Consider the following 20557-nt stretch of genomic DNA (forward strand, 5'->3'; position numbering starts at 1 on the left):
TGCACACCTCTATTCGATGATGGGGGAGAGCTGGCTGGCCAACTGCTTGGCTTGTTGGCCATGTTCGGCCATGGCCTCGCTGTTACCGGGTGCTGGCCCGCTGCCGTGGGTATGGCCGGCGGTGGCAGCTGCCAGCTGCTCCACCACCTTCATCAACTGCAGCAGCAGCCGGAAGATGTTCACACTGTCGGTCCCCATCCACGAACGGGGCGCCTCCAGGTGTTGCAGTTCGCCGGCAACCGCCCGGCGCAGTTGTCCCACCACCTCGACCAGATCCCCCGCCGTGGTCTGGCTCATGTTGCCCAGACTCCCCAGGGTGAGATCATCCCCGGCCAACAGCTCGATGGCCCCCAGCGCCTCGATGAGCTTGAACCCGCCCACCTCCTCGATGCTGTGCTGGGCTACCTGCAGCCGATGCTGGCCATGTTCCCCCAGGTAGTCATCACTCTGGTGGTGCATCTGCATGGCGCGCTCATGCAGGCGCCGGTCGGTGTGGCGGCAGAGGTTGCCCACGGTATCGGTGCGGCTGAATACCTCGGCCCGTTGTTGCTGCAGCTGCTCGCCCGGGGCGATGTCCGGCAGGGCCCAGCCGCTGCCGAGGATAGTGCGGATAAAGGGCCGGTCGGCCCGTCCGAAGGCGAATCCCAGTTCAACCAGCGTCCCCTCGATGGGGAACTGCAGCAGGCCCTGTTCCGGCCCGCCGAACTGCACCGGCAGCGGCACCGCTCGATAAAGCGGGGCGGCCTTGTCCGGCTGGCCATCTTCGCCCAGCAGTTGCACGTCCACCGCATAGCGGGGGCGAAAGGGGTCATTGAGTTGGCCGGCGCTGGCCTGATCGCTGATGGCCTCGACCCGCCCGAACTTGGGCAGGTGCATCTTGTCGGCGAGCTCCGGGAACTCTCCCTCTATCTTGCGCCGCTCCACCGACTTGGTGGTTTTGCCCGGGGTGACCGTGGTCAGGGTCATTTCGTCACCTTTGAGCCGCACCCGGGTCACCCGCTTGCCGTTGACAGTCGCCCCTGGGCGCATGGCGGGCACGGGGGACAGGGTGATGAGGTTACCCGCCTGACGTGCGGTCCAGGCCGGGTCAATCTCCACCTCCCGGCCATGCCAGCGGCAATCGGTGTGGCTCCCCACGAAGATGGCGCCATCGGGTTGCTGGTACCAGACAAAGTCCGGTACCTCAAAGGCGCGGCCGGCGTTCTCCAGAAGCTGGTAGCCGGTGCCGGCGCTGGTGAAGTTGGGAATGGGGCGATCGGCATAGTCGGCCGCCTCGGGCAGCATGAATACCAGACCGGTCTCGGTGGTGAGCCAGGCCAGCAGGTTGCGCAGGGTGGCGTGCTGCATGCTGACGGGGAGGCGACCGGCCAGGACGCCCGCCAGTTCTCGGCAGAGCAGTTGCACGGCCCCCGAGGCGGCGGGCTGCACGTCGTACACGTAACCGGTGAACCAGCGGCGCAGCTCGCCGTTGTAACCGACATCGATGGCGATCGGCTGCCCCTTCTGCACTTGGGCCTGGGTGGTCAGGGCTGCTCGCCCGCCGGCGTTCAGATCCAGCATGATGTCGTGCTCGACCAGGTGGGCCGGTTGGTCGTTGATGGTCAGACGGGTGGTCAGCTTCATGCCAGGACATCCCCCAGTTTGTCGTCGAGTTTCTTAAAGAAAGCCTCTCCCGTGGAAAGCGGCTCATCCCCCGATTGACCATTTCCGCCATTGGCCGCGGTGGTACCGGTGGAGCCCTTGCCAAGGTTGGCGGGGTTGCCTGGTAAACGGGATTCGCGCTTCTCCGGTACCGAGTTGAACTCCTTCAAGGTGAACTGCACCTGCCAGGCCAGCAGCCCCTCCTGTTCGCTGGCGGTGATGCGCCCGGCAAACTTGGCCTGGCGCACCTTCACCGACTTGGCCAGCAGCGACCCGACCCGGTAGACGTGGCGTTTGCCGCCGGTGCCCTTGGCATCGGCCAGCTCAAACAACCGGCTCAGCATGCGTTCCTCCTTGAACGGGATGAGGCCGGAGACGTCGAGCTCCTTGCCCTTGGCGCCCTGTTCGGCGCTGCTGGTCGAGCTGGTCTGGCCGCTCTGGTCCTTGTCCTGAAACTGCATCGATGCGGAGACCCGCATCGACTTCATGATGATGGGCTCGCCATCGAGAGTCAGCATGGCTTGGCTCATGGGATTAACTCCTGCCAGAAGGTAAGCGGGGAAGGTGAGAGCAGCAGGGCCGCGACCGTCATGCTCTGGCTGTGATCCGGTGGCGCGCTCTGCCCGAGCTGGGTGGCCAGGCTGGCCGCATCGCCCTGACCTTGCCAGTGCCAGAGCGTGCCGGACAGCGTGCCCAGCTGGGCCAAGGTCTCGGCGAGTTGTGCCAGGCGAGCGGTGCGGCGTGTCGCCAGCCCCTGCAGCTTGGCAATCGAGGTCTGGCTGTCCCGGGCTAGGCTCTCCAACTGGGCCAGCTCTGCCCCCAGCGCCAGGCGAGCAGGGCGCAGCGGGGCCCAGCTCAGCGGCTCATCGGCGCGCCAGCGCGGCACCTTGGCCGCCGTGGGTTGGCTCATGGTGTCGTTGTTGGCAGTGAGGCGGCGCAGGGTGGCGCACCATTCAGGCAACGGCAGCAGGGCACAGAGGATGGCCAGCTGGCGGGCCAGATCTTCGGCGCTGTTACCGGTGACCAGCCAGGCGATGGCATGCAGTTGCCCGCTAGGCAGGTGCGGGTCGGCCCCGTCCTGTAGCTTGGCGGCCAGGGTGGCCACCGCATTGGGGGCGGCCAGGCTGAACTGTTGCCCCTGTTGTTGGCCGACCCCGTGCTGGTAGGGTGTGACGGTCAGACAGCGGCCGGTGACCAGCAACCGGTCGAGCTCGGCGCGCAGGCCCGCCAGCGCGGTGGCCGCCTCGCTTAACGGGTGGTGACGGTACTGGGCGCGGGCCGCGAGCGCTTGCAGGCGGCCCGTGGCGCTGGTTTGGGTGGCCGGGATCTGGGCCAGCACGCCCTGGGCGTTGGCCTGCAGGCTGGCGGCACTGGCCGGCCAGCGTAACGCCCCTTGCGTCCAACTCATTGCGGCATCTCTGGCCACGTGACCTCGGTTGGCCAGCCGTCACTTTGCGGCAGGCGGTAGAGGGTGACCCGGTAGCGCTGCCAGGCGGTGAGTCGCTGGCGTTCGGCCTCGCTGATGATGCCAAGGGTGTCGGCATCCTCCAGCGGTGCCATGGCGGTGGCTGCCTGTTTTAGCTTCTCATTCAGACGGGCCTGCTGCTGCGTCTCGGTGGGCGGTGCAGGGGTGATCACCTCTATATCGCCAAACTCGCCAAACACGGCCCGGCTGTAGAGCTCGCGGCCATGCTCCTCCGAGTCATCCTTGCGGGCTGCAAACTGCACCTGCTCAGGCAGGTGGGCAAACAGCACATCCAGGGTGATGCTGTCGGGATCTGCCGCGTAATGGCGTGGGTGCGCAGCGCTTAGCACTTCAATGCGTTCCATGATGTTCTCCTCTCTTTATGCGACCCGGATCCACAGGGTGGTGCGGTCATCCCAGCGGTCATCATTGTTATCGGTGACGAACCCCAGGCACTTCCAGGTCCCCGGTAAGGCCCAGCTGCGATTTTGGCCCCACTCGGAGGCGTTGGCGGGTCGCAACGACGAACCGGCGATGGTGTCAGACGGATTCATGGCAGCAGCATGGCCAGGGATCACAGCTGCCAGCATGTAAGTGCCGATCTGCCCCCAGCCACTGGCGACGATGTCCTGGTTGCCATGGGCGGCGGCGTGGGTGTGTGATTTGTATGCAAAGCCCCCCTGGCACCAGTCGATCAGATTGGCGCCATTGAGACGGGCTGGGTATAGCTCGCCGGCGCCGTCAATCCGCCATCTGCCGCTGGCGGGTACAAGGTTCCCGCTGTTGCTGAATCGCCATACTTTCCAGTAGCCGCCGCCGTCCGTGCAGCTCAAGACGTGCTCCACGTTGTCCGCGATGTCATCCGGGTTAAACATCCCGTAATGATTTTCAAGCGCCCACAAGCCGTTGCGTTGCATCTGAATGCCGGCGATGCCAAGTAAGGAACCTGGGCCGGCTGGTGAGATCGTCTCGCCCCAAAATGAACACTGACCCTTTGCCGTCCAGGAACGATTGGCTGCCGGGTAGTGGGCTCGGTAGCGGCCCGCGACGGTGAAAAAGCCATCACTATCTACGCCGCCATAACCTTGCGCCTCACCACCTGCGCCATTGCTGGAGCAAAAGCGCAGAGTCCCTGTCCCTTGCGGCTTATACATCATCACCGCAAACTTGCCCGGCTCGTGCAGCTCGACCGCAGGGTTTCCTGCGTTCCTGACCTGGTGATAGCTGCTCTCACTGCCGCCAGAAACGACAAGGGCATTCATCCCGACGGCGCCAGCAGCATCAACCCAGAACGGCGAGGAGGTCCAAGCCCCGTCAACGAATCGGTGAATTCCCCAGGTTCTGTTTTCAGGGTTCATGCCAAGGCCCCAGGAGATACCCCGGAGATCCTCATAAGGTGAAAACTTCAAGCCGGCATCAGCAATAATCCGAATTGCTGCGGCAGCTAGTCGCTTGAGGACAGTGATTTCACTTCGGCCGATGGTGATTACCGCCGAGGGGGCATTCTCGGCGTTCACCTTGGCGCTGATATATGGATCGGCATTCTCGGGCGCTTCAATGCCCAGCCAGGTGCCGCCATTACTGCCAGCGCGTGAACGTGCTATCAGCCCAGTTCTTGCGTAGATGGCATCTTTCGCGTCTATTCCCCCGTCCAGGGGGCCGCCGGTCTTCGGGTATCCTCCCATTTGCTCCAGGGTGGGTTTGTCCGTCACCTCGCTATAGGTCGGCCAGCGGCTGGCGGTGGCCGGCACCTGGTCGAGCTCGCCCCACTTGTGGCGGTGGCTGCCGTCCTTTATCTCCACTGCGATAGTGACGCCCTGGGCATCTTCCAGGATGCCCTTGCCGGACACATCCCCGGTCAGCTCAATGGTGCGTTTGCGGCGCACGTCGGTCACGCTGCCATTGGCATTGACGATGGCCACCTTGGCCACATGGTGCTGATGACCGTTGGAGTCTCGGTAATCCACCAGGTCGGGCACACTCAGGGTCAGGGTGAAGTGGTTCACCCAGGCATCGAGCAAGGAGCCCGCCCGGTAGATGTCGAGCCAGAGCCCCACCGGCTTGGCGCCCGGGGTCACTTTCTTGACCTCGTTCAGCTCCGCGCGTAGGCCGCCCACATAGGCCACCCCAGGCTGCACCTTGTAGACCCCGGACTCGTTGACCAGGTTAAAGCCGTTGCCGTAGAAGGTGGCCGGCCCGAAGAATTGCAGCGCCTGCAGACGCAGGTCGTCGTCCATCCCGCGCAGGCGGGCGGCATAGTCAATCTGCCAGGTGCTGGCGTCCACGTGGGTGGCGGTGGCCTCGCTTGCCCGGTCGTACTCCATCAGCATGGATTTGACCAGGCTATTGCCGGTCTGGCCGGTAGCCTCATTGGTCTTGAGTTTGGCCTCTAGCCCCTTGTGGACAATCATCCCCACCACGCCGGTGGCCTTGTTGATGAGATACATGGCGTTGAAGCTGAAATCGCCGACCGTGGTGTCCATCACGATGGTGTAGGCCACCGCGTCGTTGTTGATGCGCCCGCGCTGGTCCACCGCGTGGCGGTGCACAATCTGGTTTGCCGGCGGCAGGCCGCTATCCGGGTTGATGGGGGCCTCGGGATCGAGATCCGGCACGTTGGCCAGCACGAACTCATCGAGCACCACAGGTGCCTGGGTGGCGAGGCACTCCTGCCAGTAGCGGGAGAAGGCGTTGGTAATGATCTGGCTCATGCGTTCCTCTTAAGTGATGCGCCAAACACCTGCTGGCTCATGTCGATGCGACCGAACCGCAGGGTGCCGGTGACCGGGTAAACCACCTGAAAGCGATAGCGGCGGCAGGTGCGGCCATAGTGTTGAATGAGGGTTTCCATCAGTTGTTGGTTGTTGGCGATGGCGCTGTCGGTCACCTCGATGGTGATGACGTCCCAGGGGGCGCCGGCCTGGCGTTCGTGGATGTCACACCAGCCGATGCCAAGGCGTTCGAAGATGCGCTTAAAGCCGGCCACCTCACCGGCGTCCCGGGCGTTCACAAAGGCGAACTTGACCCGCTTGCGAAAGAGCGGCAGCGGCTCGCCGTTGAAGCGGGTGATGTCCCGCTCCCAGGCCAGCAGCGCCAGCAGGGACTCCGAGCAGGTCAGCGGGTCTTGCTGAGCCAGTGGCAGCAGCAGCCAGCTCTTGACCCGTTGCCAGAAGGCGTTGATGCCCCGGGCCAGAAACCCGGGCTCGGCGTGGGCCGGGCTGATGGTGTAGCCATCCTCCCACCAGGGGGCGCTGGCATCGGGTAGCGCTGGCGCCTGCCGGCCGTGTTCAAGCGGGGTCGGGTTACTCATGCAGGGTCACCGCCAGCTTGTCGAGGCGCGGGATGGCCAGGCCCGACACGATGTCATCTTGCGCAAATTTGAGACTCTGCAGCTGCGGGAACTGGCTGTGCAGCTCGCGGCCCAGCTGCGAGAGCGAGAAACGCGAGCGCGGCCAGGTGCGGGTGACGGCCGGGAAATCTGCCGACTGGCGAAACGCCGCCTTGACCAGGTTCTCGGCGCCCGCCTTGAGCGCGGCTTTCTGCTCATCGGTGAGGTTGGGCTGGGGCCAGATCTCCAGCGTCAGGTTGTGCTGGGTCTCTGGCATGGCAATCACGAACAGGTCATCGCCGTGGCCATGGTTGCCCTGGCGGCCCACGTAGTCGTTGAGCTGCTCAATCAGGCTGGCCGGGGTGGCGCCCACCTCCAGCAGGATGTAGGCATTGGCGGTACCCGGGCCACGGGGGGCCTCGTGCTCAAAGACGATGTGATCGGCCCGAATGCCCGCGACGCTGGCCAGCATGGAGCGGTAAATCGCGTCGATGTGGTAACGCCCCACCGCCGAGAACTGGTTCTGGATGCGCAGGCCGAGCGCGTCGTTGCCCTCGGCGTCCGCGCCCTGGGTGGTGATCCACTCCTTGTCATCGTTGCGGGCCGAGAGGATGCCGGTCACCGGTTCGCTGAGCAGGTTGTAATAGCCCGGCGCCAGATTCCAGGCGCTGCCGGCGAACTCCGCCTCGCAGACCACCCGGGCCACAGCTTCGCCGGCCGGGCTCACTACCGCCTGCAGGGGTTTGAGGCGATAGATGGTGCCGTTGATGCGCTCGGTGGAGATCCAGATATCGGCCGGGATGGTGACCGCTTCGCTGGGGTTAGCTTTGACGAAGTTGACCAGGCCCCGGGTGGTCTGGGCCGCCTTGCGGGTCAGGTCCACGTCCCAGGCCTTGAGGTCGAGATAGGCATCGGTGGCAGTGGCCGCGAAGGTGTTGGGCAGCACATGGCCGGCCAGCAGGGTGCGGATAAGCCAGAGCGCCGGGGTGATAACCACCCCGCGCACCAGCCGCCAGAAGGGGCTCACGTCGCTGTCATTGGTGATAAGGGAGCCGGCGGCCACCACCTCCTTTTTTAGCTCGGCCTCCATGGCCTGCTCGGTGGTCGGGACGCCGGTCTCGGCCAGCAGGGCCATAAAGTCCACGGTCGGGCGCAGGTTCACAGGGTTACCTCCAGTTCGCCGAATTCATAGGTGCGAGCGGTGACCAGCACCCGGTCGGGGGCCTCTTCACGGATGAGGATGGTGCCGGGCACCAGCCGCTCGTCGTCTTCTACCAGCAGTTCGATCTCGGTCATCACGTCGCTGCGCAGGGTCGGGCTGCGCTCGCCGATGAGCTTGCGGGCGAGTCCCGACTCCATGATGCGGTGCTTGATGTCCTGGCCGATGCTGTGGCGGTCCTGGGTGGTGCGCGGCTGGCCGCCGGCATCGAGCTGCCAGGCGCCGTTGACGACCAGGAGATCGATGTATTTGGGTTCATTCATCCTCGTTGCTCCACCCATGCGCTTTTCTCCAACTCTTCGGGCGTCATGGGGTTCTGGTTGGTGATGTGCACCTCGCCGATGTGCAGGGACTTGGTCGGCTTCTGGTTGACCGTGCTGGCCGCTGCGTTGGCCTGGATCAACTGCTGGCCGAGACCGCCCGCGGGCACCTTGCTCTGGTCCTGCTGGCGGTAGTTGGCCAGTGGGCTGTTCACCACGGAGGTGGGGGACGCCATATCCGAAGGAGAGGAAGCCCATTTGGGCAGCAGGTCCACGGCCAGCGCGCTGGTATCGAACTGGGTACCCAAGAACTGGTTTGAGGCATCGAGCGCCGTCTTGATGAGCTTGATCAGCGCCCGCCACGGGGTGAGCAGGGTGTCGAATGCCGCGCCGAGGATGTTCCCCATGCGGTGGCCTGCGTCGGTCACGCCGTCAATCCCGACGCTGGCTTGGTTGGTTTGCTCAAAGAAGGTGCCGAGCCAGGCGATCCCCTGACCCAGCAGCCCCACGATGAGGGTGATAAAATCTACCAGAGGGGCCAAAGCTTGCGAGGCGAGCGGGCCAAAGGTTTCGGCCATGCCACCAAAGAAGGCGCTCAACAGCTCGAAGTCGGTCAGCACCGCGAAGGTGGCGCGCAGTTCGTCCCAGTAGATGATGGCCAGCACCACGGCGGCGACCAGCGCCAGGATAGCCCCGATGATGATCACCGCCGGGTTGAGGCTCATCGCCATGTTGACTGCCAGGATCACCGGTCGCAGGCCCGCCAGGGCCTTCTTGAACAGGGTGAGGGGGGCGGTGAGGCCGCCAAAGGTCAGTGCCCAGGCCAGGGTGGCCAGCTTGGCGAGCCCGGCCAGTACCAGCCAGGCACCGGTCACGATGCCAAGGCCGGCAATGGCCAGCACGGCGTAACCCACCACCTTGGTGAAGTTGGGAAAGATCTTGGTCCAGCGCAGTACCGCGGCGCCGCCATCGGCAAAGGCGCCCACCACCTTGTTGATGGAGGGGAGCACGGCGCCGAAAGCAGCAGCCCGGATCGCAAACCAGGCCGATTTGACCCGCTGCCACTGGTCGGTCATGGCGGCAGCCATCTGCTCGGCCTTGCCCATGCCGTGGGTGTTGCCCAGCGCGTTGATGCTATTGGCCAGGCCCTTGGTGTTGGTCATCAGCAGTTTGATCATGGCCACTGCTTCATCCGAGCCAAATGCCTTTTTCAGCTCATCGCTGCCGGCGACGGTCAGGGTCTCGCCATAACGGGTCTTGAGCTTGTCCAGGATGTCGAGCACCGGCAGCATATTGCCTGCCGAGTCGGTGAATTTGAGGCCGAGCGCCTTTTGGGCACTGCCGACCCCGGCCAGGAACGACTTGAACTTGGTACCGGCTTCGCCGCCGCCCATGGTGGCCTGCAGGTGGCCGAGCACGGCGAACTGCTCATCCATCGAGATCCCGGCGGCGGTGGCGTTGGCGCCGATGCCCTTGAAGGCGTCAGTCATACCTTGGCCGGTGGTCTTGAACATCTGCACCGCGAGCGCTGTCTTGCCAGCCACATTCTCCACCCAGGTGGCCTTGCCTATCCTCGTGGCCTGCTGCTCGAAGATGCCGTACATGGTGCCCATGTAGTTGGTGATGGTGGCGGTGTCGGCCTTGGTGGCCTTGGCCAGCACGCCAGAGGCGCGGGCAAAGGAGGGCAGTTCATTGCCCTCCAGCCCGGCGATGGCGGATTGGATATCGTAGGAGGCGCTGACAAACGCACTGGCGGATTCGCCGTACTTGACGGAGAACATCAACGCGGTGTCGGAGAGCTGTTTGAGGGTCTTCTCATGGACATCGAGCGAGGCCACCTCGGCCAGCGCCCGGTCCATTTCAAGGGCCGGTCCCAGCGCGTTCTGGATGGCCATGGTGCCGGCCAGCATGGCCGCGCCACCGCCTGCGATATTAGCAAAGCCACTTTTGGCGGTGTTCTTCACCATGTTCAGCTGGTTGTTGATGCCCTCAAGCGGCCGGGTGACGGCATCTATCAGGGCAATCTTCATGATCAGTTGTTCGGTGACAGAAGCCATGATTTATCCATTGAAGGCGGTGGCAATGCCCTCGGCGACGGTACGGGCGAAGCGTTGGGCGTGGTATTTGTCTAACCAGATAGCGCGAGCCAGGGTGTCGAGGTCGTCCTCCTCATGGGGCAGGTAATGGCGGCGCAGCGTCAGTACCTGTTCCAGCTGGTTGTGCTCGATGGCCTCGGCGCGCGCGGTCAGTTTTTTACGTCGATTTCCAGATCAGGGGCGTACTGCTCGTTGACTTTGGCGGCGATCTGCAGGGCCGCGCCCGGGCGGGCCAGCAGGTCATCCAGAGCCGCTTTGCTGTCGGCGTCGACGATGCGCTTGAGGTACTGGTGGGACGGCGCCACCTTGTCGGTCATCGACAGCCCGTTGATGTAGCTGTTGTAGGCCACGAGGGTGGGTACAAAGCGGATGTCGGTGCCGGCGATGGTCAGGGTGATAGGCGTGATCTTGCTCATGGGGTGGTTTCCTCTTGTTCAATCCAATGGTTCAGGGTGTTGAGTTGGGTTTGGCAGCGGCGCAGCGCCGTCTGCAGAGTGGGGATGAACCGCACGGCCTCGCCGTAGGTGGTCCCCGTAAAGTCAGGCTCCGGGCAGTGGGGCACCAGCCCCGGCGGTGGCAGCCGCTTGACCACCTGGGTTTGCACCATGGTTTTGGGCTGGCTGGAGCAGGCGCAAAGCGCCAACAGGCAGAGGCTCGCGAGCGCAATCCGGGCGGCCCGCCGGCGGCGTGGCCAGGGCGTGTTGCAGGTCATCGGCAGTCTTCCTCTGTTGTTGGTCGAGTTCGGTCAGGGCGGCGTTCTGGTGAGTGAGCAGCTTGCGCAGCCCAATTTCTTCGCGCTGCAGCGTCTTGAACTCGGTGGCCATCTGGTCGTTGGCACTCTGCAGGGTGTTGATGGTCTCGTTGGCCGAGGCCAGCGCCTTGCCACGGCTATCGAGCATGCGGCTGCCCAGGAACAGGGCGGCGCCCATGACCAGCACCAGGACAAACAGCAGGTTGGAGAACAGCTCCTTGAAGGTGCTCATGCCAGCACCCCGCCAAATTCGGTGAACTTGGCCAGCAGGTCAGCCAGCTTGTGTTCGCGCTGGCCGTAGCCGGCACCGGGCAGGCTGGCCCAGATGTTGGCGCATTTGGCGATTGCTTGGGGAATATTGCCCTTGAGCACATCGTCCAACGCTTTGCGCTCGCGGATAAGCTGGATTGCCCAGGTGTCTTGCGACTCGGGACCAAAGTCCGGCAGACCGAGCTGGTCACGGTAGTGCGGCCAGTGTTTGGACAGGAACTGATAGCGCCCGGCGGCAGTGCTGACCAAGTGCGGGTTCACCTGCACCTTGACGTTCGGGTGAGTGCGGTAGTCAGTGAAGAACCCCGCCGGATTGACCAGCATGTTGTAACCGTCATCGCCTCGGCCTTTGGTGCCTTCGGCATAGGCGAGCAGGTCGAGAAAGGTGGCGATTTGCGGGTGGCAGTTACTGCGCGGCATCGTTGCCTCCTTTGGTATTGATGAACCGGGTGGCCTTGTCTCGCAGGATGTCGATCCCGATAAGGCCCACCATCCCACCCAGTAATGGGGTGGCCTCTTGGGGGATCCCGAGTAAGTGGGTGCCGGTGGCGGCCGCCAGGGTGATGAGGCCGCACAGCAGGGATTCGATCAGCCGGCGGCGGCCCCGCCCGCCGGTGTAGGTAATGCGCAGGAAGGCGATGGCCAGCGCCAGCAGTGCCCCATAGACGGCGGGCCAGTTGTCCATCAGCCAGGCCAGCAGGGCGGTGGCGAGGGTCGGATCTTTGTTAGGCATGTGGTTCATGTCCGTTGCTCGGGTTAGCGGGCCAGCCGTTCAAGGCGGGTCTGACAGGGGACGCACAGGCGCACCCCCGGCACATGGTGGCGACGGGCCTCGGGGATCGGGTCGTCGCACTCCTCGCATTGATGCAGGCTCATGCCCTGGTAGCGTCCCTTGCCCACCTGGCTGGCCAGATTGGCGGCCAGCATGCGGGCGGCGTGGTGGTTGGCGCGGTCGATATCGTCCACAGCGTCCCCTTAACCCAGCAGGTGGCGGGTGTCTTCCTTCGAGAGGTAAGGCACGCCGTCGATGTGAACGAAATCGGGGGAGGTCACAAAGCCTTTCACCTTGTGCACGCTCTTGCTGCCACCCTTGGGGTCGATGTCGAGCAGATCGGCCGCATTGAGCTTGACGCCGAACGCTTCCACCCTGATCTCCTCGCTGCCGGTGTTGGCGTAGAACAGCACGTCGTCCGGCTCCATCCCGCGCCAGCTGCCCGCCCGTTTGGCGGCGCCAACCAGCAACTTGAAGTTCTTGGTGTCGAGCTCGAATTCACACTCGGCGGCGACGTCACCATCGACATAGCCATCAGGAATACCCCGGGTCTGCGCCACGGCGCTGTTGTCGGTGATGGAGAGGCTGGCCTTTTCGACGTGGACCATGGCTCCCATCAGGGTGGTGTCGAAGTTGATACCGGAAAAGCGTTTGGTCACGGGTTAACCCTCCCCGTTGTTGAGGCTCAAATCGAGCATGATGTTGACGGTGATCCCCTTGGGGCAGTCCACGGTGCGCACCACCACAAACACCGAGACCAGGTTCTTGGCGGTCCACTGAATGCTGATGTCGCCATCCTGAGGGGAGGCGATGTCGCTCGGGAACGGTTGGCCGTTGATGGTGGTCGCCTTGGCCATGGTGCGCAGGTCTTTGCCAAAGTAGGTGATGGCGGCAGCGGTGCTGCCCGGGGTGGAGTTGAAGGCGCGATCCCCGATGCGGGCGATGGCGCGGATACGGGTACGGCGCGCCACCTTGTAAGCAATGCGCAGGTTCTCGATCACCTGGTAGTCACCGCCCTCAACGTCCAGGGTGCGGCCATCGGCCCAATAAAGGCCGTCATAGTCCGGGTACCACATCGGTACCGAGTAGCGGTTCTGCTCCAGGGTCTGCAGGGTGGCCAACGGCAACGGGATCCCGTCCTTGTCCACCGGCTTGTTGCCAAGCCCGACCAGGGCGCCGGTCTTCACCCGGCAGGGACTGTCGGCGATGCTCACCGCCCGGTTGCACAGGCGGCCCGCATAGGCGCCGGCGAGGTTGGGCCAGAGCTGTGGCACCAGGTTAATCGAGTCGGCCTTGATGCCGTCTTGCAGGGCGGCCAGGGCGACCTCGTACGCGGGCCAGTCTTGAGCCGTGGCGTCCTTGCCGGCAGCCTTGGCGACAATGCCCGGCACCGCCAGCAACATGAATTGCCAGCGCCCCCACTTGGCGATCAGCTCCTGGTTGAGGGCGTGGGCGGCGTTGATGCTCGCCTGGTCCCACTTTTGACCCAGCACCAGGACCCCTTCAAAGGATTGGGTCTGCTGCGCCTCTCGGGCGGCATCGAGCCAAGGTTTGTCGGTGGGCAGCACGTAGGCGGCGGCGGTCCAGTTTTGGCCGGCGTTATCGCGGGCGGCCAGCAGGTTGGCCTTGAGCTCGCTGTCACCGGTGCCCAGCAACTGGTCGAGGTCTGACTGGGTGTTGAGGGAGAGCAGCTTGCCGGTGTTGCTGGCAGCGCTGCCGATGAACAGCAGGTGGCGCTCGACCTCAGTCACCGGCCCCTGCATTTGGTTCAGGTTGTTGATCTGTACATACGGCCACATGGCGCAGGCTCCTTAAGGCTTGGGGTTAGGGGCGGACAGGGTGGGCACTGCCCGCCACCGACAGGGTGATCTCATCGGCCACCCACACATCAAAGGGGGCCACGGTCCAGGTCTTGCCCAGCCAGTTAACTGCGCCGCATGGGTCTTCCACGATGCGCAGGGGCTCGGCGAACTGCACCTCCAGCTCGATGTCGGCGCTGTGCTCGTCATTGGGCACCACGGCGTAGCTGGGCTCTGGCAAGGCGAACTGTTCGCGGTAGTCGTCGTGTTCCTGGATCCAGCTGGCGGCCACGGCCAGCAAGGTCTCGGTCCGGCATTCGCGAAAGGGCAGGTTTTCCAGAGAAAACACGGCGGTGTAGGTGAGCCAGGCGAGATCCATGCCCGTGATCCCCATGTCCTTGGGCTCCAGGCGAAGGGTGCCGCCTTCCATCCAGCTGTCGAGCGAGCGGGCACAACGGGCCGGCAGCACGCGCTCGAGCTCGCGGTGCAGGGCTGACAGGAAGTAGCCCTGGGCATGCAGGGCAAAGCCGGTCTCGCTCATATCATCGAAACCCCGATCCGGTGTTTAGCTTTGATGCTGCGCACCAGCTGCTGGCTTTCGGCCAGTAGTTGTTCGCGCAGGTCGGGGGCCCGTTCGGCCAGGTCCTTGCGGGCATCCCGCTCGGTGACCGTGGCGAATTCGGGGAGCAGCATGGCTTTGGCCCGCGCAAAGACGGCGGCCAGGTAGGTCTCGGTCAGCGCGTTGTTGCCGCCGGCGATGCAGGGGCCGGGCACCTGGCCGGCCCCGGTGTAGCCCTGGGCCCGCAGCGTGGCTTGATGGCGAACCAGCTGCAGGTTTATCTCGCTGACGGCCGCCAGCAAGGCCGCACTGATGGCATCGCTGTCCATGTCTGCGGGCAGGGCGCGCCGGCGCTCGAAGTCGCCACACACCACGTCAGGCCAAAAGCCGTCATTGGTGATGGTCTGCTCGCTGTAGTGGATGCTTTTGCCAGAGATCATGTGCTGCCCTATCAATTGGGGCGCCCCTGTGGCCACGGGATTGAGCGCGGTGCGAGCGGTCAGCTGCAGGCTCATCCCCGCCGGGGCGCGGTGGCGTGGGAGTCGTTATTCCGGCGGTTTATTCCGGATTGAGTGCCCGCAGGCGCATGGCAATCTTGTGGCGCAGGGTGCCGACTCCTACCTTGCTGTGAGTCTTCTCGGCGAGCGCCAGCCAGTGATCGGCCTGCTCCAGGGTGGCACTGTCCGCCAGTGCGCTGGGACGGGCGACCCCGTCCTTGTCACGCAGCAGCAGGCAGCCGGCCAGCTTGTACCATTTGGCGGTGGCTTGTTCGTTGAGACGCCAGGTGCCCCGCACCTTGTCGAACACCCGGGAGAACCAGGGCTCGACGCCATGGCCCAGCGCTGCCTGCTCCTCGGCCCAGCCCAGCACGGTGTCGGCGGTGAAGTGCGCCCAGTCGCGCTTGATGTTGCCCGGGGTGCGCTGGTTCTGCTCGATGGCCAGCAGCGCCCAGCTGATGGCGGTCTCCAGATCGCCGATATCAAACGCCCAAATGATCAGGCGCTGGAATAGCTCGTTCTGGTACACGGTGCCGAGCGCTGCCAGCTCCAAGTACTTGTCCACGTAGGGGCGATATTTGGGAAACAACTCATCCCGTTTCATCGCCACCTTGTCGCTCATCCGCGCCAGCGCCTTGAGCCGCCGCATGTCCTGCTCCAGGGCAATCAGCTGCAGGTGCAGGCTGTTGGCCACAAGGCCGGTGGCTTGCCCGGTGGTGGCGGCTTGCGCCGCCCCCAACTGGGCCAATACCTGTTGCTTGTGACGCATGCCAGGAGAGAGGGCCATGGGTTATGCCTCCGGCTCTGCGTGGGTGTCAGCGTCTGCCTGGGCGCCAGTGCCTGCTGGCGGGGCAGCCGGGCGGGGAGCGATGACCACATCGGCCTCTTCGTAGCTGCCAAAGGCTTCATAGTCGCCGATGGCGTAGCCTTCCTGGCGCCAGTACTGGTTTTCAAAGCCCTTGGTGTCGTCGTTGTCGGCGGCCTTGCGCTTGCGGGTGTTGCGCTGGGTGTAGATGTGCAAGTTGGCCAGGGTGGTGATCATCATCCCGTTCGACGGGAAGTAGGGCGGGATGAAGGCCGGGCGACCGGCAATGGACTTGGCCAACTGCTGCGCGGCGATCTGCTCGGTGGGCTTGGTGGCCTCGCTGTAGAGCTTGGCCTGGGCCGCTGCCACTAGGTCGGTACCGACCAGCACGACCAGACGGGGATCGGTGCGATAGAGCGGGTTGATGGTGGCGTTGATGAGGTCAGAGGCCATTTCATCCAGGGTCTTGAAGTCGCCATGACCGTCCGGGTCAAAATAGATCTTGTCATCGGGGAGCGCTTTGACGACCTGGCTGCCGCCGTGCCACTCACGCGCCAGCTGTTGCCAGCCCTTGTTGACGTCTTCACCCAGCGGGTACTTGACCGGATCTGAGTCATCGGCGATGTGGGTGCCGTTAAAGCCGACCCGCAGCATGTCGAGCGCGAATGCCTGGTTGGTGAACTCGGACACCAGTTGCACGAACTGGCCTGGGTTGCCGGAGTTGGCCCAGGTGCACAAGGTGCTCCAGTCCAGACGGACACAGGAATCAGTCTCGGTCAGGCTGAATTTGTTGCCATCGACCCCAATCTTGCGACGAAAACGCCCGTCGACCTTGCGGCCGGTGTGCAGGGCACTGGCGCCCACTTGCACCACCTGGCCGGTCAGCTGATCCACGTCCAGGCAGGTGATGAGGCCGAGGAAACTGGTGGATTCAAGGATGGCGCTACGCAGCACCATTTCCATGGGCTCACTGACCGAGAACTGCTTGGCCAGCGCGTTCTCGGGCACACCAAACGCCTTGGCGAGCAGCGTGTTGTAGTGGTTCAGGCACTTTTCTGCCTGCGGGGTTTTGGTTTGACTCACTGGGCGCTCCTCAGCAAACGGTCGGGTTGGTGTCGCTACCGCCCAGGCCATCAGGGCGCTGGTTCGGTGTCTCTACCGAGAATTTTTCAATCTTGTCGTTCAGGCTGACCAGCTGATCCCCCAGACCTTTGAGGGTCTGCTCGAAGGCGGAGAATTGTTCGGTCGGTACGGTGGCCGGTACGGGGTCCACTACGGGCGCTGGTGCTGGGTCTACCGCATCCGGTTGCTTGTCGGTGGTCAGTGCATCGACCTTGGCGCCAAAGGTTTCAATCTGGGTGCCCAGCGCGGTAAACATCCCCGCCAGCTTGTTCATCTGTTCTTCGTTCATGTCGGTACTGTCCTCGGGGTGGGGTCTGGTCGGGGCGTCGGTGGGTACGAACCCGTTGGGGGCACCGTGGCCGCCCAGGAAGTTGAACACCTTGTGCAGGAGTGAGATGCGATCGGGGGCATCCTGCACGTCATCCGGGAGGGCGAAGCCGGACAGGTCCAGCGCCTGGCTTTGGCCCACCGCCGGGGATGGGTGCTTGGCGGAAAACTTGAGCATGGTGGTGCCGGTGCTGGCCGGGATGTCGGTGACCCCGACGGCAAACAGGTAGGTTTTGCCCTGACCGGTGAAGTTATCCAGCGGCTCAATGGAGCAGAACTTGTATTGGCCCCGCTGGTTTTGATAGATGAGGTCGCGGGTCGGGCAGAGGATGGCGAACAGGGTGTGTTTGCCGTCCACCTTGTCGGCCTTGAGGGCCTGCACGTAGCCCAGGTTCTCGCCCCACTTCTCATGGTCTGGCCACAGCTGCGCGCAATAGAAAGTGGGATCGTAGGTGTCGGCCATGTCAGTGATCCACTTGGCCGAGATCTCGCGGCCATCCACGGACTGGCCTTCTGTGGCGATCACCACCCAGCCGGTGCGCAGTGATGAATCTATTGGTGTTGGCACGGCGGCCCCCTGTTGCGTCGAAGTGGTGTCAGGTTATCGGGGCAGGAGAGGGGGAGCACTCACATGCGTTCGGGCGATTTCGGATAGCAGGGGTTATCCGAATTCATCCGAATGAAGGCGGCGGGATGGGCGGGATCGGCTCAGTATCATGAGCCCCAGCAATCAAGACTGGGGAGCCTCATGGCCTATACAGAAGAGGTACGACAAACCGCCCGGCGGCTTTATCTGCGCCACTGGAGCGCACAGGAGATCAAGGCCGAGCTGGGCCTTGGCAGTGTGCGAGTGGTGTACCTGTGGGCCGAGAAGTACGGCTGGACCGAGCTGCTGAGTGATGAGGCGCTGGAGGATGCGATCACCCGTCGCTACCAGGCGCTGGCCGTCAAGTCGAAAAAGAATCACGCCGACCTGGCCGAAATGGACCGGCTCATCAACCACCACTGCACCCTCAAAGATCAGGCCGTCAAGCTGGCCGAACGAGAGCACGCCCTCAAGGCCCGCCAGGTGGCCGAGCCACAAGACGAGCCTGGCGAGGGGAGTCGCCGGCGCGGGGAGGGTAAGCCTAAGAAGGGCGGCGGCAAGAAGACCAAGAACTGGGTCAATGACCTGACGCCGGAAGATTTTGAAGGGTGGCTGGCCTCGCTGTTCCCACACCAGCGCTACGTGCGTGACGTCAAGAATGACCCGGCCATGCCGCGCACCCGCAATATCCTCAAGTCCCGCCAGATTGGCATGACCTACTACTTCGCTGGCGAAGCGCTGGAAGATGCCATCCTGACCGGCGGCAATCAGATATTCCTGTCCGCCACCCGCGCCCAGGCCGAGATCTTCCGCTCCTACATCATCAACATCGCCCGCACGTTCCTGGGGGTGGAGCTCAGCGGCAACCCGATTGTGCTCTCCAACGGGGCGCAGCTGGTGTTCTGCTCAACCAGTGCCAACAGTGCCCAGGGTTACACCGGCAATTTCTACGCCGACGAATACTTCTGGATCAAGAACTTCAAGGCGGTCACCGACGTGGCCACCGGCATGGGCTCGCAATCCCACTGGCGCAGGACCTTCTTCTCCACCCCTTCCAGCAAGGCCCACGGCGGTTACAAGCTGTGGACCGGGGATGACTGGAAGGGCAAGGATCCGGCGCGCCAAGCCATCGAGTTTCCGACCGATAGTGATCTGCGTGACGGCGGTCGGGTCTGCCCGGATCGGGTGTGGCGTTACATCCTCACCCTGGAAGCGGCGGTATCGAGCGGGTTTACCCTCATCGACATTGAGGCGCTGCGCGAAGAGACCGCGATCGAAGTGTTCGACCACCTTTACATGTGCGCCTTTGTGGACGATGAGGCCTCGGTGTTCAAGTTCCAGCACATGGAGCGGGCCCAGACCACTATCAGCAACTGGAGCGACTACACCCCGGGGCACCCCGAGCCGTTTGGCAAACGTGAGGTGTGGCTGGGCTATGACCCGAGCCGCACCCGCGATAACGCCACCCTGGTGGTGGTTGCCCCGCCACTGTTCCCGGGCGAGAAGTTCCGGGTGCTGGAGAAACACTTCTGGCGCGGAATGAACTTCCGCTACCAGGCAAGTGAGATTGAGAAGATCGCCAAGAAGTTCCGGGTCACCTATCTGGGGATCGACGTGTCCGGGGTGGGCAGCGGTGTCTATGACCTGCTGCAGCCCGTGTTCAAGTCCACCATCACCCCGATCAACTACAACGTCGAGAGCAAAGCCCGCCTGGTCCTCAAGATGGTGGACGTGGTCGAGTCAGACCGCATCGAGTGGGATCAGGAGGACATCGAGATCCCGCTGGCCTTCATGAGCATCAAACGTACCACCACCGGCGGCGGCCAGCTGACGTTCCGGGCATCGCGTAGCAGCGAGACCGGGCACGCCGACGTGTTCTTTGCCATCGCCCACGCGGTGGACAACGAACCGCTCGACACATCACGGCGCCGCAAATCCACCTGGGCCATCAGTAAACGAGGAAAACATGAGCCGCAAACAGCGCTTTCATCAGCGGGCCGAGCGGCCCAGTACCCCATCCCATGTCTCCAGCACCCGTTCCGCCGTGAGCTTTTCCATTCCCGAGCCCATCGACCCCACGGCCTGGATGACCGATTACACTGACGTGTTCTACAGCCCCTGGGGCGAGTATTACCTGCCGCCCATCGACAGGAAGGGCCTGGCCAAGGTGGCCCGCGCCAATGCGCACCATGGCGCCATCTTGATGGCACGGCGCAACATGGTCTCCGGGCGATTCATCAGCAGCGAGGGCGTGCCCCGGGAGGTGATCACCGCCTTTGTGCACAACCTGCTGCAGTTTGGGGACGCGGCCTTGCTCAAGCTGCGCAACGGGTTTGGCCAGGTGGTGGGGCTCTACCCGTTATCGAGCCTGTACGTGCGCCGCTGCAATGATGGCAACTTCTTGATGCTGCAGCGTGATGGCAGTTACAAGCGCTATGTCAGCGAGGACATCATCTGGCTGGCCCAGTACGACCCGGTGCAGCAGGTGTATGGCCAGCCCGATTACCTTGGGGGCTTGCAGTCGGCCTTGCTCAACCAAGACGCCACTATGTTTCGGCGTAAATACTTCCTCAACGGGGCACACATGGGGTTCATCTTCTATGCCACCGACCCGAACATGGACGATGACCAGGAAGCGGAAATGAAGGACATGATCGCCAGCTCCAAGGGGGTCGGGAATTTTCGCTCGATGTTCGTCAATATCCCGGGGGGCAAGCCCGATGGCATCAAGCTTATCCCGGTGGGGGATATCGCGACCAAGGACGAGTTTGCGGCCATCAAGGCGATCACTGCCCAGGACGTACTGACGGCGCACCGGTTCCCGGCGGCGCTGGCGGGTATCATCCCGGCCAACGGCAGCGGGGGCCTTGGGAACCCGGAGCAGTACGACCGGACCTATGCGCGCAACGAGGTGATCCCGCTGTGCGAGCTTATCCAGGATGCCATCAACGGGGCCAACCTGCCGCGCCCGCTGCAGGTGAGTTTCAACCGATCGTTGGAGGTGGCTACCACTGTGTGAAAACCCAGCTGGCGGGTATAATCGGGCGGTTATATTGTCGG

At 63.7% G+C, this 20557-nt stretch carries 25 protein-coding genes; 2 read left to right on the top strand and 23 right to left on the bottom strand.

Going from position 1 to position 20557, the window contains the following annotated elements; translation table 11 throughout:
• Positions 1 to 9: 9 nt before the first annotated feature.
• From BN1128_RS17510 to BN1128_RS17610, 23 genes are all read right to left on the bottom strand, one after another.
• Complete coding sequence (locus BN1128_RS17510) at positions 10 to 1623, bottom strand: hypothetical protein (RefSeq protein WP_042871078.1); 1614 nt, start codon at positions 1621 to 1623, stop codon at positions 10 to 12.
• Positions 1620 to 2171, bottom strand: coding sequence for a baseplate complex protein (locus BN1128_RS17515; RefSeq protein WP_042871080.1), 552 nt, complete (start codon positions 2169 to 2171; stop codon positions 1620 to 1622). The genes BN1128_RS17510 and BN1128_RS17515 overlap by 4 nt, the downstream gene beginning before the upstream one ends.
• Positions 2168 to 3049, bottom strand: a complete 882-nt coding sequence (locus tag BN1128_RS17520) for a hypothetical protein (protein ID WP_042871089.1) — start codon at positions 3047 to 3049, stop codon at positions 2168 to 2170. The genes BN1128_RS17515 and BN1128_RS17520 overlap by 4 nt, the downstream gene beginning before the upstream one ends.
• The gene (locus tag BN1128_RS17525) at positions 3046 to 3471 is read right to left on the bottom strand and encodes a tail fiber assembly protein (RefSeq protein ID WP_042871091.1); all 426 of its coding nucleotides are present in this window, start codon (positions 3469 to 3471) and stop codon (positions 3046 to 3048) included. The genes BN1128_RS17520 and BN1128_RS17525 overlap by 4 nt, the downstream gene beginning before the upstream one ends.
• A 15-nt stretch (positions 3472 to 3486) precedes the next feature.
• Positions 3487 to 5817, bottom strand: a complete 2331-nt coding sequence (locus BN1128_RS26325; RefSeq protein ID WP_244464616.1) for a phage tail-collar fiber domain-containing protein — start codon at positions 5815 to 5817, stop codon at positions 3487 to 3489.
• A complete protein-coding gene (locus BN1128_RS17535) occupies positions 5814 to 6416 on the bottom strand; it encodes a phage tail protein (protein WP_042871094.1) in 603 nt (200 codons plus the stop codon). The genes BN1128_RS26325 and BN1128_RS17535 overlap by 4 nt, the downstream gene beginning before the upstream one ends.
• A complete protein-coding gene (locus tag BN1128_RS17540) occupies positions 6409 to 7596 on the bottom strand; it encodes a baseplate J/gp47 family protein (protein WP_042871096.1) in 1188 nt (395 codons plus the stop codon). Before BN1128_RS17540 ends, BN1128_RS17535 begins: the two co-directional genes overlap by 8 nt.
• Positions 7593 to 7916, bottom strand: coding sequence for a DUF2590 family protein (locus tag BN1128_RS17545; RefSeq protein ID WP_042871098.1), 324 nt, complete (start codon positions 7914 to 7916; stop codon positions 7593 to 7595). Before BN1128_RS17545 ends, BN1128_RS17540 begins: the two co-directional genes overlap by 4 nt.
• Positions 7913 to 9970, bottom strand: a complete 2058-nt coding sequence (locus tag BN1128_RS17550) for a phage tail tape measure protein (protein ID WP_042871100.1) — start codon at positions 9968 to 9970, stop codon at positions 7913 to 7915. Before BN1128_RS17550 ends, BN1128_RS17545 begins: the two co-directional genes overlap by 4 nt.
• Positions 9971 to 9973: 3 nt before the next feature.
• A complete protein-coding gene (locus tag BN1128_RS26590; RefSeq protein WP_420864939.1) occupies positions 9974 to 10162 on the bottom strand; it encodes a DUF6890 family protein in 189 nt (62 codons plus the stop codon).
• Positions 10159 to 10425 (bottom strand): putative phage tail assembly chaperone, encoded by a 267-nt coding sequence (locus BN1128_RS17555; protein ID WP_042871102.1) that lies wholly within the window; start codon positions 10423 to 10425, stop codon positions 10159 to 10161. The genes BN1128_RS26590 and BN1128_RS17555 overlap by 4 nt, the downstream gene beginning before the upstream one ends.
• Positions 10422 to 10652: an Rz1-like lysis system protein LysC gene (lysC, locus tag BN1128_RS26330; RefSeq protein ID WP_244464617.1), complete on the bottom strand. Its 231-nt coding sequence runs from the start codon at positions 10650 to 10652 to the stop codon at positions 10422 to 10424. The genes BN1128_RS17555 and lysC overlap by 4 nt, the downstream gene beginning before the upstream one ends.
• On the bottom strand, positions 10549 to 10992 hold the full coding sequence (locus BN1128_RS17560; protein WP_042871104.1) for a hypothetical protein: 444 nt from the start codon (positions 10990 to 10992) through the stop codon (positions 10549 to 10551). Before BN1128_RS17560 ends, lysC begins: the two co-directional genes overlap by 104 nt.
• Entirely contained in the window at positions 10989 to 11450 is a 462-nt protein-coding gene (locus tag BN1128_RS17565; protein ID WP_042871106.1) for a glycoside hydrolase family 24 protein, read from the bottom strand. The genes BN1128_RS17560 and BN1128_RS17565 overlap by 4 nt, the downstream gene beginning before the upstream one ends.
• On the bottom strand, positions 11437 to 11763 hold the full coding sequence (locus BN1128_RS17570; RefSeq protein WP_042871108.1) for a phage holin, lambda family: 327 nt from the start codon (positions 11761 to 11763) through the stop codon (positions 11437 to 11439). The genes BN1128_RS17565 and BN1128_RS17570 overlap by 14 nt, the downstream gene beginning before the upstream one ends.
• A gap of 23 nt (positions 11764 to 11786) precedes the next feature.
• Entirely contained in the window at positions 11787 to 11996 is a 210-nt protein-coding gene (locus BN1128_RS17575; RefSeq protein WP_042871110.1) for a TraR/DksA family transcriptional regulator, read from the bottom strand.
• 9 nt (positions 11997 to 12005) lie between these two features.
• The gene (locus BN1128_RS17580) at positions 12006 to 12461 is read right to left on the bottom strand and encodes a phage protein (RefSeq protein WP_042871113.1); all 456 of its coding nucleotides are present in this window, start codon (positions 12459 to 12461) and stop codon (positions 12006 to 12008) included.
• Positions 12462 to 12464: 3 nt separating this feature from the next.
• Positions 12465 to 13601 (bottom strand): DUF2586 domain-containing protein, encoded by a 1137-nt coding sequence (locus BN1128_RS17585; RefSeq protein ID WP_042871115.1) that lies wholly within the window; start codon positions 13599 to 13601, stop codon positions 12465 to 12467.
• 25 nt (positions 13602 to 13626) lie between these two features.
• Positions 13627 to 14142 (bottom strand): phage tail protein, encoded by a 516-nt coding sequence (locus BN1128_RS17590; protein ID WP_042871117.1) that lies wholly within the window; start codon positions 14140 to 14142, stop codon positions 13627 to 13629.
• The gene (locus BN1128_RS17595; protein WP_042871266.1) at positions 14139 to 14600 is read right to left on the bottom strand and encodes a head completion/stabilization protein; all 462 of its coding nucleotides are present in this window, start codon (positions 14598 to 14600) and stop codon (positions 14139 to 14141) included. The genes BN1128_RS17590 and BN1128_RS17595 overlap by 4 nt, the downstream gene beginning before the upstream one ends.
• 118 nt (positions 14601 to 14718) lie before the next feature.
• Entirely contained in the window at positions 14719 to 15444 is a 726-nt protein-coding gene (gpM, locus tag BN1128_RS17600) for a phage terminase small subunit (RefSeq protein WP_042871119.1), read from the bottom strand.
• Positions 15445 to 15447: 3 nt separating this feature from the next.
• Positions 15448 to 16545, bottom strand: a complete 1098-nt coding sequence (locus BN1128_RS17605) for a phage major capsid protein, P2 family (protein WP_042871121.1) — start codon at positions 16543 to 16545, stop codon at positions 15448 to 15450.
• 10 nt (positions 16546 to 16555) lie between these two features.
• Positions 16556 to 17479 carry a GPO family capsid scaffolding protein gene (locus BN1128_RS17610; protein WP_082030463.1) on the bottom strand — a complete coding sequence of 308 codons (924 nt, stop codon included), beginning with the start codon at positions 17477 to 17479 and terminating at the stop codon, positions 16556 to 16558.
• A gap of 180 nt (positions 17480 to 17659) precedes the next feature.
• Between BN1128_RS17610 and BN1128_RS17615 the strand changes: the two genes are divergently transcribed.
• Both BN1128_RS17615 and BN1128_RS17620 read left to right on the top strand, forming a co-directional pair.
• A complete protein-coding gene (locus BN1128_RS17615) occupies positions 17660 to 19600 on the top strand; it encodes a terminase large subunit domain-containing protein (protein ID WP_082030464.1) in 1941 nt (646 codons plus the stop codon).
• Positions 19584 to 20516 (top strand): phage portal protein, encoded by a 933-nt coding sequence (locus tag BN1128_RS17620; RefSeq protein ID WP_244464623.1) that lies wholly within the window; start codon positions 19584 to 19586, stop codon positions 20514 to 20516. The genes BN1128_RS17615 and BN1128_RS17620 overlap by 17 nt, the downstream gene beginning before the upstream one ends.
• Positions 20517 to 20557 lie beyond the last annotated feature (41 nt).

Source organism: Aeromonas piscicola (assembly GCF_000820005.1).
Taxonomy (GTDB): domain Bacteria; phylum Pseudomonadota; class Gammaproteobacteria; order Enterobacterales; family Aeromonadaceae; genus Aeromonas; species Aeromonas piscicola.